This is a genomic window from Agarivorans sp. D1326 (assembly GCF_056958115.1).
In genome coordinates this window covers 28,581-45,244 of record NZ_JBTWEN010000013.1, presented here as the reverse complement: position 1 = coordinate 45,244, position 16,664 = coordinate 28,581, and the positions used below count along the sequence as shown (strand labels likewise).

General features: G+C 43.5%; 12 protein-coding genes. 1 reads left to right on the top strand and 11 read right to left on the bottom strand.

Annotated features, from left to right (window positions below; all coding sequences use genetic code 11):
- The first annotated feature begins 53 nt into the window (after nucleotides 1–53).
- Nucleotides 54–350, top strand: a complete 297-nt coding sequence (yhbY, locus tag ACYFDN_RS19455) for a ribosome assembly RNA-binding protein YhbY (protein ID WP_163132304.1) — start codon at nucleotides 54–56, stop codon at nucleotides 348–350.
- A 30-nt stretch (nucleotides 351–380) separates the two neighbouring features.
- On the opposite strand, the gene ACYFDN_RS19450 is transcribed toward yhbY, so the two are convergent.
- The 11 genes from ACYFDN_RS19450 to bamJ all read right to left on the bottom strand — a co-directional run bounded on the left by ACYFDN_RS19450 (nucleotide 381) and on the right by bamJ (nucleotide 16,631).
- A complete protein-coding gene (locus ACYFDN_RS19450; RefSeq protein WP_483512403.1) occupies nucleotides 381–893 on the bottom strand; it encodes a hypothetical protein in 513 nt (170 codons plus the stop codon).
- A 158-nt stretch (nucleotides 894–1,051) separates the two neighbouring features.
- On the bottom strand, nucleotides 1,052–1,657 hold the full coding sequence (locus ACYFDN_RS19445; RefSeq protein ID WP_483512402.1) for an HAD family hydrolase: 606 nt from the start codon (nucleotides 1,655–1,657) through the stop codon (nucleotides 1,052–1,054).
- 58 nt (nucleotides 1,658–1,715) lie between these two features.
- Nucleotides 1,716–2,192: a transcription elongation factor GreA gene (greA, locus tag ACYFDN_RS19440; protein WP_040307331.1), complete on the bottom strand. Its 477-nt coding sequence runs from the start codon at nucleotides 2,190–2,192 to the stop codon at nucleotides 1,716–1,718.
- 147 nt (nucleotides 2,193–2,339) lie between these two features.
- Nucleotides 2,340–5,558, bottom strand: a complete 3,219-nt coding sequence (gene carB, locus ACYFDN_RS19435) for a carbamoyl-phosphate synthase large subunit (protein ID WP_016402387.1) — start codon at nucleotides 5,556–5,558, stop codon at nucleotides 2,340–2,342.
- Between the two features lie 19 nt (nucleotides 5,559–5,577).
- On the bottom strand, nucleotides 5,578–6,720 hold the full coding sequence (gene carA, locus ACYFDN_RS19430) for a glutamine-hydrolyzing carbamoyl-phosphate synthase small subunit (protein ID WP_483512401.1): 1,143 nt from the start codon (nucleotides 6,718–6,720) through the stop codon (nucleotides 5,578–5,580).
- A gap of 317 nt (nucleotides 6,721–7,037) precedes the next feature.
- Complete coding sequence (gene pulA / locus ACYFDN_RS19425) at nucleotides 7,038–11,051, bottom strand: pullulanase-type alpha-1,6-glucosidase (RefSeq protein WP_483512400.1); 4,014 nt, start codon at nucleotides 11,049–11,051, stop codon at nucleotides 7,038–7,040.
- A 350-nt stretch (nucleotides 11,052–11,401) separates the two neighbouring features.
- A complete protein-coding gene (dapB, locus tag ACYFDN_RS19420; protein WP_483512399.1) occupies nucleotides 11,402–12,214 on the bottom strand; it encodes a 4-hydroxy-tetrahydrodipicolinate reductase in 813 nt (270 codons plus the stop codon).
- Nucleotides 12,215–12,434: 220 nt separating this feature from the next.
- Nucleotides 12,435–13,274: an ABC transporter ATP-binding protein gene (locus ACYFDN_RS19415; protein WP_152779759.1), complete on the bottom strand. Its 840-nt coding sequence runs from the start codon at nucleotides 13,272–13,274 to the stop codon at nucleotides 12,435–12,437.
- A gap of 15 nt (nucleotides 13,275–13,289) precedes the next feature.
- Nucleotides 13,290–14,312, bottom strand: a complete 1,023-nt coding sequence (locus ACYFDN_RS19410; RefSeq protein WP_016402392.1) for an ABC transporter permease — start codon at nucleotides 14,310–14,312, stop codon at nucleotides 13,290–13,292.
- A 69-nt stretch (nucleotides 14,313–14,381) separates the two neighbouring features.
- Nucleotides 14,382–15,767, bottom strand: coding sequence for a CmpA/NrtA family ABC transporter substrate-binding protein (locus ACYFDN_RS19405; protein WP_016402393.1), 1,386 nt, complete (start codon nucleotides 15,765–15,767; stop codon nucleotides 14,382–14,384).
- Between the two features lie 243 nt (nucleotides 15,768–16,010).
- On the bottom strand, nucleotides 16,011–16,631 hold the full coding sequence (bamJ, locus tag ACYFDN_RS19400) for a BamJ family beta-barrel-assembly machinery protein (protein ID WP_016402394.1): 621 nt from the start codon (nucleotides 16,629–16,631) through the stop codon (nucleotides 16,011–16,013).
- Nucleotides 16,632–16,664: the final 33 nt, after the last annotated feature.

Here is a 16,664-nt window from a genome sequence, read left to right as displayed (position 1 = left end):
ATTAGATGGCGCTAGAATGTGCTTTTTTCAACCCCGAGTAAGCAGAAAGTTTCATGCAACTAACCAACAAACAAAAACAGCACCTGAAATCCTTGGCTCATAACTTAAAGCCAGTGGTAATGCTTGGCTCAAATGGATTGACCGAAGGAATTTTGGCAGAGATAGAAGTCGCCATTGCTCATCATGAATTGATTAAGGTAAAAATTGCTACCGACGATCGTGAAATGAAGCAGCTTATTGCCGATACCATTGCAGATAAAGTTTCAGCGGTGAAGGTTCAGGTGATTGGCCATATATTGATTATCTATCGCCCTAGTGAAGATAAAAAGATTGAATTACCACGCAAATAAAAAAAGCGGCTTTAGCCGCTTTTTTTATAACTAAACTGCAATTGAGACTGGCTGATAAGGCTCCGGCTGATAAGGCTCCGGCTGAGGGTCTGAACCAGAACTACCACCATACTTGGCATAAAACTCAGCAATCGCTAATTGCTGATTAACTTGCTTTTGCTGCTCTAAATTACTGTTAATGCTCTCTAACGCTTTATAGCTTACTGGATTGCTTTCACTGCTTTTGGTTTCGTTACCCGTAGAGCTGGTATAGTAAATATCTAATAAGTTTTGCTGATGATTAACGGCTGAAACACCAACAACAGTGTTACGTTTAGCATCTATTTCGGCTTGTTGCTTTTGCTGATAGCTCTCAACTTCTCCACCAACATATAGCCGCGCATTACGTTGCTCTTCTGGGGATAATTGATCATATTCATCGGAGATTTTATCAACAATATCGCCATAACTTGGCTTATTTGAGGTACTAGATATAGCAGTTGAGGTCGATGTAGCAGCGGGAGAATAAGCATACATCGAATTGGAGTTTACTTGCATAGACATTAAGCCACCTCTAAATCAGTTAATAAACAACCAATCCATGGTGAACTTTTATACTATAACAAACATCAACTTCGCACACAATTAATCATCTGCATATCTAAAATAAGCCAACAGAATAACTAAACTAAATAACTTTTTAGCAGACGTTTAAACCAAGGTTAAGCCAAAGGTAAAAACTCAGCCAATTGGAAATTTTTAACAACTACACAATCCATTCCCGCATTGTGCGCTGCTTGAATACCAAAAGGAGTGTCCTCAAACACTAAACAGCGCTTTGGCTCAACGTTTAAACGCTGCGCTACTTGCAGGAAAGTGTCCGGTTCCGGTTTGTGCGCCGCCACGTCTTCAGCACACACCATAGCCTGAAAATAGTCAGTAAGCTTAAGGTTATTGGTAATACGGTCCATGTTAACGCGCTCAGCGCCAGTGCCTAAGCCCAGCTTTTTGCTGGTTGCGAATTCAACCAGTACTTCACAGCTTGCAGGTATCCTCTCAACCTTATGCCACAAAGCGTCAAACCCCGCGCGTTTGTCGTTTAATAGCTTTGGGCCATCGATATTTACTTGATAGTGTTGCTGATATTGCTCTGCTATTTTGAGTGTTGGCATACCACCGCGCTCAGCTACAAAATTAATGTGAACAGGTAAACCTTGCTTGTTTAAAGCGTCTTCCCAAGCTGCTAGGTGCGCTGGCATTGAGTCAACCAAGGTGCCATCCATATCAAAAATGAAGGCTTCATACTTCGCGTAATCTATTGCTAACAAGGTGCTTCTCCAATAAAAAAACGCAGCATAACGCTGCGTTTTTTAACAAATTCTGAATCTAAATATATTCAACCGCTACAATTTCGTACTCAACTTCACCACCTGGTGTAACCACGGTGACTTCGTCTTCTACATTTTTGCCAATAAGTCCACGGGCAATAGGCGAATTAACCGAAATACGATTCTGCTTAATATCAGCTTCATCATCACCAACAATGCCGTAGGTAACCTCTTTATCTGTATCAAGGTTTAACAAGGTAACTGTACAACCGAAAATCACCTTACCGTTGTTGGTCATTTTGGTCACATCAATAACTTGAACGTTACTTAACTTGCCTTCAATATCTTGAATACGCCCTTCACAAAAACCTTGCTGCTCTCGTGCTGCGTGGTATTCAGCGTTTTCTTTAAGATCGCCATGCTCACGAGCTACCGCGATATCGTCAATAATTTTTGGACGAACCACTGTTTTTAAATGCTCTAACTCTTCACGTAATTGCGTTTCGCCACGCACCGTCATAGGAACTGGTTTCATACTTAATAACTCAACAAAACTAGAAAAACAGAAAAAAATTTGGCTGTCGATGACAGCCAAATTTACTTGTACTAATAATTGCAGTGTAACGCTATTTTACGCTGCGGTGAAGATCTTCACCGCTCTGCTTATAACGATATTCGCCAATTAGCTGATACGTTTATGCAAATCTTGAACAGAAGTCACAGTGCCGCGATCATCAGCATTATGAGCCTGGCAAGTCGCAAAGGCACCGTTAAGCGTAGTCGTGTAATTAACTTTTTGCGCTAACGCAGCTCTACGTAATTGACGAGAATCTTCAATAGATTGACGACCTTCGGTAGTGTTAATCACGTAGCTGTATTCACCGTTTTTCAAACGGTCAAGAATATGCGGGCGACCTTCATGAACCTTGTTCACCAAGCGAGGGTTAATACCAGCTTCACCTAAAGCAACTGCAGTACCGTGAGTAGCATCTAGTTCGTAGCCAAGTTCAAGCAGTTTAGCAGCCAGCTCTGCAACTCGTTTTTTGTCTGAGTTACGAACCGAAAGCAATACTCGACCACCTTTAGGGCCATCGTTACCAATACCTAATTCAGCCTTAGCGTAGGCTTCTGCAAACGTAGCACCTACTCCCATCACTTCACCAGTAGAGCGCATTTCTGGGCCTAAGATTGGGTCTACGCCATGGAATTTGTTAAACGGCAATACCACCTCTTTAACTGAGTAGAACGGTGGAATAATCTCTTTAGTTATTCCCTGCTCGGCTAAAGAAATACCAGCCATTACACGTGCTGCTACTTTAGCAATAGGTACGCCAGTTGCCTTAGATACAAACGGTACAGTACGCGCAGCACGTGGATTTACTTCAATTAAGTAAATCTCGTCATCTTTAACCGCAAACTGGGTGTTCATTAAACCAATTACACCTAATTCTAATGCTAGCGCACGAACTTGCTCACGCATACGGTCTTGAATTTGTGGGCTTAGCGTATAAGCAGGCAATGAACAGGCCGAATCACCAGAGTGAACGCCCGCTTGCTCGATGTGCTCCATAATGCCGCCGATAACCACATCTTTGCCATCACAGATTGCATCGATGTCAATTTCAACCGCATCATTTAGGAAGCTATCTAAAAGAACAGGTGAGTCGTTAGACACACTTACAGCCTCTTTAAAGTAGCGACGTAAATCTTGCTCATCGTAAACAATTTCCATTGCTCGGCCACCTAGCACATAAGATGGACGAACAACCAATGGATAACCGATACGCTCTGCAGAGATAACAGCTTCTTCAGTAGTTGAAACCGTATCGTTTTCTGGTTGCTTGAGCTTCAAGCGATCAACTGCAACTTGGAAACGTTCGCGGTCTTCAGCGCGGTCAATCGCATCTGGAGACGTACCAATAATTGGCACACCAGCCGCTTCTAATTCACGCGCCAATTTAAGTGGCGTTTGGCCACCATATTGAACAATAACACCGGTTGGCTGCTCTACACGCACAATCTCTAGTACATCTTCAAGCGTTACTGGTTCAAAGTACAAACGGTCTGAGGTGTCGTAGTCTGTTGAAACCGTTTCTGGGTTACAGTTAACCATAATGGTTTCGTAACCGTCTTCACGCATCGCTAGCGCAGCATGTACACAACAGTAGTCAAACTCGATACCTTGACCAATACGGTTAGGTCCGCCGCCCAACACCATGATTTTCTTCTTATCAGATGGTTGAGCTTCACACTCTTCATCATAAGTTGAATACATGTAAGCCGTGTCGGTAGCAAATTCAGCAGCACAAGTATCCACTCGTTTGTAAACTGGCAGCACTTCTAAGCGATGGCGTAACTTACGGATCTCTTTATCCGATACACCGGTTAATTTAGCTAAACGAGCATCGGCGAAACCTTTACGCTTTAGCTTACGCAGTGTTGCTTCATCTAAACTGGCTACACCTTCTTTAGCTACTTGATTTTCTAGTAATACAATGTCTTCGATTTGAACCAAGAACCAACGATCGATGTTAGTAAGAGAGAATACATCTTCGACAGACATGCCAGCGCGGAAAGCATCAGCGATATACCAAATACGGTCAGCACCGACATTTTGTAGTTCGTGACGAATGGTTTCCATTGCGTCAGATGCATTTAAGTCAACAATTGGGTCAAAACCATCAACGCCAACTTCTAAGCCACGCAAGGCTTTTTGTAGCGATTCTTGTTGGTTACGACCAATCGCCATAACTTCACCCACCGACTTCATTTGAGTGGTTAGGCGATCGTTAGCACCAGCAAATTTCTCGAAGTTAAAGCGAGGGATTTTTGTTACAACATAGTCGATTGAAGGCTCAAACGAAGCAGGTGTTTGGCCGCCAGTAATGTCATTTTGCAATTCATCAAGCGTAAAACCTACAGCCAATTTAGCTGCAATTTTAGCAATTGGGAAACCAGTTGCTTTAGACGCTAGCGCAGAAGAACGAGATACTCGAGGGTTCATCTCGATGATAACCATACGGCCAGTATTTGGACAAATACCAAACTGTACGTTAGAACCACCCGTTTCAACACCAATCTCACGCAGAACTGCAAGCGATGCATTACGCATCAATTGGTATTCTTTATCTGACAAAGTTTGCGCTGGTGCTACAGTGATTGAGTCGCCAGTGTGCACACCCATTGGGTCGAAGTTTTCGATGGCACAAACGATAATACAGTTATCGTTTTTATCACGTACCACTTCCATCTCGTACTCTTTCCAACCGATTAAGCTTTCATCAATCAACAGCTCACTGGTTGGCGAAAGATCTAGGCCGCGGGCACAAATCTCATCAAACTCTTCTTTGTTATATGCAATACCGCCACCGGTGCCGCCCATAGTGAAAGAAGGTCGGATAATACATGGGAAACCAACTTCTTCTAATACGCCGTAGGCTTCTTCCATTGAGTGAGCAATGCCCGCATTGGGACACGCTAAGCCAATGCTTTTCATCGCTTGGTCGAAACGATTACGATCTTCTGCTTTATCAATCGCATCAGCAGTCGCACCAATCATTTCAACATTGTATTTCTCTAGCACGCCTTTGCTTTCAAGCTCTAGCGCACAGTTCAATGCGGTTTGGCCACCCATGGTTGGCAATACTGCGTCTGGGCGTTCTTTTTCAATAATTCGCTCTACCACTTCCCAGTGAATTGGCTCGATGTAAGTTGCATCAGCCATCTCAGGGTCAGTCATAATAGTAGCGGGGTTAGAGTTAACCAAGATGACTCGGTAACCTTCTTCACGCAAGGCTTTACAAGCCTGAGCGCCAGAATAGTCAAATTCACAAGCCTGGCCGATAACAATTGGGCCTGCACCCAATATTAGAATACTTTTTATATCACTACGTTTTGGCATAAGTTCTGCTGCTCTCTACCTACGCTTGGCCGTTAAGGCGCTGCTCAATTAATTCAATGAAGTGGTCAAACAATGGCGCTGCATCATGCGGACCAGGGCTGGCTTCTGGGTGACCTTGGAAGCTAAACGCTGGCTTATCTGTGCGATGAATGCCTTGCAAGCTTTGATCGAACAATGAGAAGTGAGTCATTGTTAGATTTTCTGGCAAGGTTTTTTCATCTACTGCAAAACCATGGTTTTGCGCAGTAATCATTACGCGGTCATGTTTGATATCTTTAACCGGATGGTTACCGCCGTGATGGCCAAATTTCATTTTCACTGTTTTAGCACCACTGGCTAAAGCGAGAATTTGGTGACCTAAACAAATACCAAATACTGGGATATCTGTTTCAAGGAAGGTTTTGGTAGCTGCGATTGCATAATCACATGGCTCTGGGTCACCAGGGCCATTAGATAAGAAGATGCCATCAGGGTTTAAGGCAAGTACCTCTTCAGCTGATGTTTTAGCCGGAACTACGGTTAGTTTACAACCACGGTCCACTAACATACGCAAAATATTGCGTTTAACACCAAAATCATAAGCAACTACGTGAAATTTACTATCTTCACTATCGGCGGGAAGCCCAGCTTTAAGATCCCAAGAGCCCTGTGCCCAAGTGTAAGTATCAGCCGTGGTAACTTCTTTGGCGAGATCCATCCCTTTTAGGCCGGGGAAGGCTTTCGCTTCAGCTAAAGCTTGTGCTTCATCTAAATCTTCACCCGCTACAATACAACCCGCTTGCGCACCTTTTTCACGAAGAATACGCGTTAGCTTACGGGTGTCTATGTCCGCAATACCTACTACGTTTCTTGCTTCCAAATATTCACTTAAGCTATGTTGGCTTCGAAAGTTACTCGCCACCAAAGGCAAATCACGAATAACTAGACCACAAGCGTGGATAGCATTCGATTCTTCATCTTCTGGGGTAGTTCCGTAGTTTCCGATATGGGGGTAAGTGAGGGTGACAATTTGGCGAGCATATGAGGGGTCAGTTAAAATTTCTTGGTATCCGGTCATCGAAGTATTAAAAACAACTTCTCCAACGGCAGAACCATTGGCTCCGATTGCGGTTCCACGGAACACGGTACCGTCTTCTAATACCAGCAGCGCTGATTTGCTCAAGGCAACCTCCTAACAAAGAACTGTCGACACGACAAAGTTGAACTAAAGGGTAAACTTTAGCCCAATACGATAAAATTTTGGCAAATTCCGCGGATTATAGAAGAGATATTGAGAAAGGTCTATCAATTTTTATACAAACTTATAAAAATAAGCTTTATAGTCTTTTTGAAGCAGAAAGGACTCAAAATAGAATGTTTTGTCTAAGTTGCATTAGCTAGCATTTTTGAGTATCAACCCTAGCTGCTATCAAGCAATTTGACCAAATAAAAAAGCCAAGGCAACACGCCTTGGCTTTTACATTACGGTTTAGTTGTTAATTATTCAACTTCACAAATACTAATTGTGCCGTTGTCTACGTTGTCAGTTAATTCACCGTTCACAGTAAGAGTAAGAATACTATCACTAGCTAAAGTAATCTTATTGTTGCCAGGGTCGCCAATGGCGCTATCGCCAACACGTGCCCACGCTTGGTAGTCAACATTCATAACAAGGTTCTCTACGCGAGCTCCATCTGAGTAGGCAATCATTTGAGGATCCCAGTTATCTGCATCGGAAGCCAGCTTGAACTCGTATGCACCAGCGGCAAGTGATACCTGATAGGTATTTTCACCCTTGTATGATAGTGCGTACATTTCGTCCCAACCCCAACCAGAGTGACTACCGCGAACCGCTAATTGAGTGGCCAAAGGCCCTGCGTCTGCACTGTCTTCTAGCAGACCACAACTTGCTACTTCTTCAGCAGTTACCACAACTGTAGGAGCATCAACAGTGGAGAAATCCGTGACAAATTTCACAACTGATTTTGCGTCAATCGCGAAGCTTAAATCACCAGCATTGTACTCAAGGGCTTTTGCTGTACCTAAAGTAAGTTCACCCTCAGTAGCACCGTAGTTAACATCTCCCCAGTCAGCATCCGCTACTTTGAAGCCGTAACTACCCGCTTCTAGCGTAGTTGTATACTCGTACAAGCCATCTTTAGTGAATTCCAACTCATAAACAGCTCCCCATTCACCGCCTAAGCCACGAACAAATACTTGGGTATCACCTAGAGGTGGGATAGCACTTAAGTCTTTGTTAGAGGTGTCTACAGGAAGACCCGTTCCGCGAGCACCATCTCGTGGCTGAACAAATACGGCTGTTGTACGTGCTGGAACTGTAAAGGTTGCATCAGCAAAGGTTGCGCCCATTACAACTGAGTCCGCAGAGTTTTGTTGAACTTCATGCAATTCAAAACCAGTTGCACCAGTTACTTCAAACTCTTGTTCTGCATCAGTCGCATTTAGTACAACTACAATCGCGTCATTGTTTTCGTCTAAATCAGCCCCGGCACCAGTGCCGTTGTCGATAGACATTACAATTAAGCCCTGTACTTGGTCTTCACCAACGTTGCGGAAGTCAACACGTGCTTGTACTTCTTCAGCGGTAGTTAAACGGAACAAGTCACTGCTAGAGCGGATGGTTAGCAACTCTAAGAACTGATCTTTAGCAAGCTTAATATCAGCTTGGGTAGGTTTAGCCGTTTCGTCAGCAATAATGGTCTTGATTAAATCCCAGTTACCGCCATCTTTATCTTCACGTGGTAGACCAACGTTCCAGTTATTGTCTGAACCATCAAATCTTACACGGTTGAACCAATCGCCAGAATCGTAACTATCACGTTGCATCGATTTTGAGCGAAGTAACTCTGAACCCATGTGAATGAACGGAATACCTTGGCCTAGCATAACAGTAGACAAACTCACTACTTGCATACGTGAGCGATCTGCAGCAGTGGTACCCGTAGTAGCTTTATAGGCATTGTTATCCCATAAAGTTTGGTTATCGTGCTTGGACACATAAGAGATGTTCTCTGATGGATTTAAGGTATAGCCTGCTTTAGCACCATTGTAGTTAACATCTTGGCCGCGTTTGGTATTTCCTTGAGAATCAAGTAATACAAACTTCTGCAAGTTACCCGCCATACCAACACGAATCAAATCTTGGTTATGAAGGGCTTCAGTGCGGTATTTCTCTGCATCAGTGTTTAACTCATTTAGTGTATCAGCATTACCAAAACCTTGAGTTTTACGAATGCCTTCTCCACTATCGAATGGGCTACCACCACGAACTGCGTCACGTAAACGGTCTGAGAAGGTACCAATCTCTGTACCAGCCATGTTCCACTGCGTGGCTTGTTCAAAACGCGCGTTGTTGGCTACTTCACCAAAGTCCCAACCTTCACCGTAGAACAAGGTATCTTCATCAATTTCACGAACAGCGGCCAATGAATCTACCATTAAATCTTTTGGTTGGTGACCCATTAAGTCAAAACGGAAACCATCAACTTTGTATTCCTTCGCCCAAGTAACCAATGAATCAGTCATTAGTTTACCCATCATAAGGTTTTCTGTTGCGGTATTATCACAACAAGTTGAGGTTTCTACCCCACCGGTATTTGCATCACGGCGGTGGTAATATCCAGGGACAATTTTGTCTAGAACCGACTTATCATTCACACCTGAAGCATTGGTATGGTTGTATACAACATCCATAACAATCTTAAGACCCATGTCATGTGTAGCTTTAACCATTTCACGGAATTCTAAGATACGTGTAGTACCTTCAGCGTCAGTGGCATAGCTGCCTTCTGGCACAGTGTAATGGAATGGGTCGTAACCCCAGTTAAAGCTATCTAAACCGCGCAGATCATTCATAAGTGATTGAGCATCACCTGTAGTCGGGTCGAAGCTTGCTAATTTAGCTTCAATAGTACCTGAAGCATCTGCACAGTAATCATCAGTTTTCTGAATTTTGTCACATAGGTCAGATAGCGGTGCGTCAATATCAATAGCACCTTCTTCATCTACTGTTGCTATATCAAAAGCAGGAAGAATGTGTAATGTGGTTAAACCAGCATCTTTTAACTCTTGCAGATGAGTAACCGACTCACGCTCTGGCTCTGTTAACGCAAGGTATTTACCACTGTTTGCTGCAGTACCTTGAGTATCACTAACACTGAAATCACGTAGATGTGATTCGTATAAAACGTGGTCTACATCTTCAGCCATTTCAGGGCGTGCGTAACTATCCCAATCAGCAGGCTTAAGCTCATCGGCATCTAAGTCAACAACTAAAGAGTAAAGAGAGTTAGTTGAAAGCGCTAGAGAGTATGGGTCAGTAACCATACGGGTTTCAACAGTTTCTGTGGTTGGGTGGTAAACAGTCACTTCGTAGCGGTAGTATTTACCCACTGCACCAGTTTGCTCAGAAGACCAAACGCCGTTTGCCGCTTCTTCCATATCAAATGAGCCGGCAGAAGTTAAACCTTCTTCGCCATCATTGTACAAGTACAATTTAACGCTTTGCGCTGTAGGAGCCCAAACTTTAAAGCTTACGTCATCACCGCTAACAATAGCACCTAGCTCTTCTGCTAGTGCACCACCTTCACCTTCTACGAATACTTTATCAATTACACCAGGTTTTTGAACTTGAGTGGCTGCAGTTGCAACGCCTTCAGCGTCCATGGCAACTACAACAATTTGGCTTTTAAGAATTGCTTTTAAAGTTGCATCATCAACTTCAATTTCTGCTGCACTCAAACCAGATAAGTGTGGGAAACGCGCTTTAGCTTCATCAGTTAAGCTGCCAGTAGAAAGTGCAACCGCAGTACCACCGGTAACTTCTTTAGTCTCTGGGTCCATGGCAATGCCATTTTCAGGATCGTAACGAAGTTCTAGCTGAGTAGCATTGCCCGCAGCTTCCCAAGCAATGGTGTTGGCATCAACCCAATGCGCTTTTGCGCCATCAATGGCGACTGGGCGCTCAGCAATTGGTGCGTAAAATAGCTCGCTGCTACCGTGGAAACCAAAAATACCTTTATCATCTTCAAGTTTAGTTAATTCAACTTTTGAGTTTGCACTACCAAAGGCTTTATCGTCACCATTGTGCAAAATGAAGTTCATACATTCATGTGGGTCAGAAGCATCAGGGTCAACGGTTAATACGTAATAAGCGCCGTAAGTTTCACTAATACCAGTTGCAGGATGAGGTGATCCCCAATCAGTACCGCCATCGGCAATACCCATAGCTTCTAGGTCGGTACTAGTACAACCTTCGCCATTCCAGAGGTGTAAGCCCCAGCCTTCATAGGCAGACTCATCTACACGCTCATGAGCTTCATCTCGCTTATAATAAATTACAACTTCATTTTCGCCTGCAGTGTACAGTCCATCAATGACGTTACCACCGCCGCCACCGTTACCATTGTCGTCGTCGCTACCACAAGCAGCCAGCAAAGCTGTCGCTAGAATGGGCATGGTAAGCTTGGCTAGCTTATTAATTTTTATATCCATGTCAGCCTTTCCTTTCCTTTTACTGAACCGATATTCAGTAAATTACTGTTTTTATGTTTGGGTTTTAATTACTCTCGCCTTCCGTTGGACGAGATGCACATAAGGTAGGATTTCGCGACAAAAAGGACTGTGACGGCAACGTTACTTTGAGTAACACAATATTACATTAGTGTGTTTTTTATAGGCTTTGTGAGACTGCTCAAAGAACATAATTCTTGAAAACGATTTCAAAGAAAACCTTGATAACGTTTTCAAGATCTTTTTCAGGATAAAGTACTGCCATTAAATTTAGGGAATAAAAAAACGCCGCTTAGCGACGTTCACTATTGAAGACAAATAAAGCTTATTTCTTAATCATTCAAATCGAGTACATCTCGCATGTTGAATAAACCATTAGGCTTATCTTGTAACCAAGATGCGGCACGTACTGCGCCATTAGCAAAGGTCATTCTGCTCGAGGCTTTATGCGTGATCTCTACGCGTTCACCAATATCAGCAAACATAGCGGTATGCTCACCTACTAAGTCACCGGCGCGAATAGTAGCAAAGCCAATAGTGTCTCGATCACGCTCGCCAGTAATGCCTTCGCGGCCATATACAGCTACTTTTTTAAGATCACGCCCCAGTGTATCGGCAATCGCTTCTCCCATACCCAGGGCCGTTCCTGAAGGAGCATCTACTTTATGGCGATGGTGGCCTTCAATAATCTCGATATCAGTGTAATCGCCCATCACTTTAGCGGCGACTTCCAAAAGCTTAAATACTAGGTTAACGCCAACACTCATGTTAGGCGCAAACATAATAGCTATATCTTCAGCTGCATCTTTCAATTGCTTCTTTTGCTCATCACTGAAGCCGGTAGTACCAATAACCATCTTCTTGTTGTTGGCACGTGCCCACTCAACATGAGCCAAAGTAACAACAGGTGCAGTAAAATCAATGATTACATCGATATCATCCTTTGCTTGCTCAATGTTATCTACAATGGCGATATCTAATTTGCCTAAACCAGCTAGCTCACCAGCATCAACTCCGATTAAGCTTGAACCAGGGCGTTCTGTTGCCGCACCTAAGGTTGTGGCCGAACTTTGATTTACTGCTTCGAGTAAATTCTTACCCATTCTTCCGTTACAACCAACAATTGCCACTCTAACTTGCGACATGTTTATTCTCCTTTGAAACCGGCCACACCCGTCTTAATTTGTGGCTCGACTATAACAAAGCAAGCTATATAAAACGAGGTTTAGCCTAAATATGAACCTAAAGTGCTTAAAAACCTATTTGTTCTATTGAGAAGCACGCGCACTAAAAAGGCCACTAACTTTAAGTAGTGGCCTTTGTTGTTAGGAAAAAACTGAGTAACAGCGGTTTAAACAGTAATAATTACGCGGCTTCACCTGATTTAACCAATTTCGGTTTAGCTTTCTCTGTAGCTTGTGCCGGGTTACGTTGACGCTCATAAAGAAACTTAAGCACTTGCGAGCGATAATGGTTGTACTCTTGGTCATCAGCGAGAGCAACTCGATCACGCGGTCGCTCAAGTTTAACATCAAGCACTTCACCAATGGTTGCCGCTGGCCCGTTAGTCATCATCACAATTTTATCCGACAACAATACCGCTTCATCTACATCGTGAGTAATCATGATTACCGTGTTGTTTAACTCTTGTTGGATTTCCATTAAAGAATCCTGCAAATGAGCACGAGTTAGCGCATCTAGCGCGCCAAACGGTTCATCCATTAACAGTACTTTTGGTTGCATGGCTAATGCGCGAGCAATACCTACACGCTGCTTCATACCACCCGAAATCTCATCAGGGCGTTTATGCAAGGCGTGGCTCATATGAACAAGCTCTAGATTGTGCTCAATCCAGTCTTTCATTTCAGCCTTAGATTTTTGTCCTTTAAACACTTCTTTTACGGCTAACTCAACATTTTGGTAAGCAGTAAGCCAAGGCAGTAATGAGTGGTTCTGAAATACTACTGCACGGTCTGGACCAGGCTGAAATACCTCTTTTCCTTCTAATACAACACCACCTTCTGTTGCGTTATATAAACCCGCAACAATGTTTAACACCGTAGATTTACCACAACCGGAGTGGCCAATTAAGGATACAAACTCACCCTTTGCAATTTTAAGATCCACCCCATTTAACGCTCGGAAAGGACCATTTTTAGTTGGAAAATCAATGCTAACGTGATCGATTTCTAAATACTGAGACATAATGTTTTCCTTATCCTATCGAGCGCTTTCTGGGCTTGAATGAGAAATGATTTTTTGTAGGCTTACCATTAACCAGTCAAGTACATAACCAATTAAACCAATCACTACTACTGCCACCATGATACGGCCTAGTGAGTTAGAGCTACCGTTTTGGAATTCATCCCACACAAACTTACCTAGACCAGGGTTTTGCGCGAGCATTTCTGCTGCAATAAGTACCATCCAGCCGATACCGAGTGAAATACGCAAGCCAGTGAATATCATCGGCAGAGAAGCTGGAATGGCGATTTTGGTCACTTGCTTAGACCAATGTAGCTGAATCACTCGTCCAACGTTTAACCAGTCTTTATCAATAGATGCAACGCCAGTCGCGGTGTTAATTAGTGTTGGCCATAGCGAACATAAGGTTACTGTAATGGCCGAAGTCACGAATGACTTAGAAAACATTGGGTCACTGCTTACATAAACCGCACTCACTACCATGGTAACTATTGGTAACCACGCTAATGGCGAAACCGGTTTGAGAATCTGGATAATCGGACTAACCGCGCCATAGAGTTTTTTATTCAAGCCACAGGCAACCCCAATTGGGATAGCAATTAAACTGGCAAGTATAAAGCCGGTAAACACCGTATATAAACTGGTTAGTATCTGGTCAAAGAAGGTTTCTTTGCCGGTGTAAGGTCGTATTTTTACTTTTGCATCAGGATTTTTAGCCAATTTCTTCGCATTGCGAGCCTCTTGGCGTTCATAGAAGGCCTCTTCTTTGGCACGCTCCTCTTTATGCTCAACCACTAAGCCTTGATATTGCTCCCAAACTTGGGCTGGGCCAGGCAAGGTACCAAGGCTAGTTTGTACTTTTGCCGCCGATACACTCCACAACAACAAGAACAAAGCAATGGCCAAAATCGGCAGCCCTATTCGTTCAAATATTTCGGTGCATTGCTGTTTTGGGTTTTCACCGCTGGCCAAGCGAACCACTGGTACCATAGGGCTTAATCCTACAGTTTCTAAAGAGTGAATTAACTTGTCTTTCATCTCTACAACTCCTTTTGCAAATCTCGATGCCGGGCCCTTAAGCCCGGCTGCTCTCAATAACGATTCGGCTTAGATCTTGTCGTCTTTTTTCAGGCCAATCGAAAACTTATCAAGATACGCATTGGGTTTTGAACCATCGTAAACAATGTTATCAATGAAGTGTTTTTGTGGCGGTTTAAAGCCACTCTCGGTAGCAAAATCAGGAAACTCGCTAGCATCAATCACACCATCAGCAATTAACTCTTTAGCGGCAATTGCGTAAATGTCTGGGCGATATACTTTCTTAGCGATATCCATGTACCAAGAGTCTGGTTTGTTGTCAGAAATTTGTCCCCAGCGACGCATCTGCGTTAGGTACCAAATTGCATCACTGTAATAAGGGTAAGTCGCGTTGTAACGGAAGAACACGTTAAAGTCTGGCACTTCGCGCTTATCGCCTTTTTCGTATTCAAAGGTACCCGTCATACTGTTGGCAATTACGTCGTAATCGGCACCAACATATTGGCTTTTAGAAAGAATCTTAACGGCTTCTGGGCGGTTTTTGTTGTTCTCTTCATCCAACCACTTGGCTGCACGAATCATCGCTTTCACTACGCGAATGTGAGTATTTGGATATTCATCAGCCCAACCTTTACTTACACCAAATACTTTCTCTGGGTTGTTTTTCCAAATCTCATAGTCGGTAACAACTGGAACACCAATGCCTTTAAATACTGCTTGTTGGTTCCAAGGTTCACCCACACAGTAACCGTAGATAGTACCTGCTTCCATGGTTGATGGCATTTGCGGAGGTGGCGTTACAGACAACAGCGCATCAGCATCAATTTTGCCTGAAGTATCGCCTTTGTGCGGCGCGTAGTAACCAGGGTGAATACCGCCAGCAGCTAACCAGTAACGTAACTCGTAGTTATGCGTAGACACTGGGAATACCATACCCATGTTAAATGGCTTACCTTGATCGATGTAACTATCAACTACCGGCTTAAGCGCATCGGCTTTAATTGGGTGAACAGGCTTGCCATCTTTATGTGGCACGTGCGGTTTCATCTGTGCCCAGATGTCGTTTGATACGGTAATAGCGTTACCGTTTAAGTCCATGCTAAACGCCGTGATAATGTCGGCCTTAGTACCAAAGCCAATGGTTGCCCCTAGAGGTTGGCCAGCCAACATGTGAGCGCCATCTAGCTCACCGGTAATAACGCGGTCCAATAATACTTTCCAGTTAGCTTGTGCTTCTAACTGAACATACAATCCTTCGTCTTCGAAGTAGCCTTTTTCATACGCCACTGCAAGTGGAGCCATGTCGGTAAGTTTAATAAAACCAAACTTAAGATCTTCCTTCTCTGGCTCTCCCACTTCTGCGTGACTAAAGCCAATAAAACTGGCTGATACCACTGCAGCGGCGATGGTCGTCTTAATGATTTTTTGTAAGCTTAATGGTGCTGATTTCTGCATTCCCTGCTCCTAATACCCATTTGGAAGTAACTAATTTGTGATAACACTTAGGGAGTAGCTAAGGATGTGCCAAGATCTAGATCACATTTTTTTAACACCAAAAATCATTAACTTACAAACACTATTACCCCTAAAGGAGTATTCGTGTTTTTTCATAAAATTCACTAACTTAGAACAGGCACGCACAATATTGGCGCATAAAAAAACCGGCTTAAAGCCGGCTTCTTTTAATTGAGTTTTCTATTAACCAAGAATAGCTAGTAACTCAACTTCAAATACTAGGGCAGCAAAAGGTGGAATTGCTGCACCCGCACCTTGAGAGCCATAAGCAAGCTCTTGAGGAATATATAGCTTCCACTTGTCGCCCACTTTCATGCGTTGTAGCGCTTCAGTCCAGCCTTTAATTACGCCATTTACTGGGAATTCTGCAGGTTGACCACGCTGTACAGAGCTATCGAATACTTCACCAGAAATTAAGGTACCTTCATAGTGAACTTGTACTTTGCTGCTAGCACTTGGCGATTCGCCTTCACCTTCAACTAATACTTCGTATTGAAGACCAGATTCGGTTTTATTGATTTCTGGGCGTTTGCCGTTATCAGCTAAGAAGTTTTCGCCTTCAGCCATAGCTTCTTTATGTTGCTCAGCTTTTTTTGCTTCAATTTCTTTAGTAATTTCTTGGAAAGCCGCACTAATAACTGCTTCATCAAGCTGTGGTTGCGCGCCTTGCATTACGTCACGAATACCGTCAAGCATTGCATTCACTTCTAAGCCGTCGAATGCTGCACGCTCAATTTGCTCACCAATTTGAAGGCCGTAGCCGTAACTTGCTTGCGCTGCTGCGCCTTGATATTTATCGCTCATTTGAACTCTTAATTCTGATCGTTAAAAAGAGCC

Bases quoted from the DNA above. Each gene is read 5' to 3' on its own strand.
- yhbY (WP_163132304.1), top strand. From the start codon at position 54: ATGCAACTAACCAACAAACAAAAACAGCACCTGAAATCCTTGGCTCAT.
- ACYFDN_RS19450 (WP_483512403.1), bottom strand. From the start codon at position 893: ATGTCTATGCAAGTAAACTCCAATTCGATGTATGCTTATTCTCCCGCT.
- greA (WP_040307331.1), bottom strand. From the start codon at position 2,192: ATGAAACCAGTTCCTATGACGGTGCGTGGCGAAACGCAATTACGTGAA.
- carB (WP_016402387.1), bottom strand. From the start codon at position 5,558: ATGCCAAAACGTAGTGATATAAAAAGTATTCTAATATTGGGTGCAGGC.
- pulA (WP_483512400.1), bottom strand. From the start codon at position 11,051: ATGGATATAAAAATTAATAAGCTAGCCAAGCTTACCATGCCCATTCTA.
- dapB (WP_483512399.1), bottom strand. From the start codon at position 12,214: ATGTCGCAAGTTAGAGTGGCAATTGTTGGTTGTAACGGAAGAATGGGT.
- ACYFDN_RS19415 (WP_152779759.1), bottom strand. From the start codon at position 13,274: ATGTCTCAGTATTTAGAAATCGATCACGTTAGCATTGATTTTCCAACT.
- ACYFDN_RS19410 (WP_016402392.1), bottom strand. From the start codon at position 14,312: ATGAAAGACAAGTTAATTCACTCTTTAGAAACTGTAGGATTAAGCCCT.
- ACYFDN_RS19405 (WP_016402393.1), bottom strand. From the start codon at position 15,767: ATGCAGAAATCAGCACCATTAAGCTTACAAAAAATCATTAAGACGACC.
- bamJ (WP_016402394.1), bottom strand. From the start codon at position 16,631: ATGAGCGATAAATATCAAGGCGCAGCAGCGCAAGCAAGTTACGGCTAC.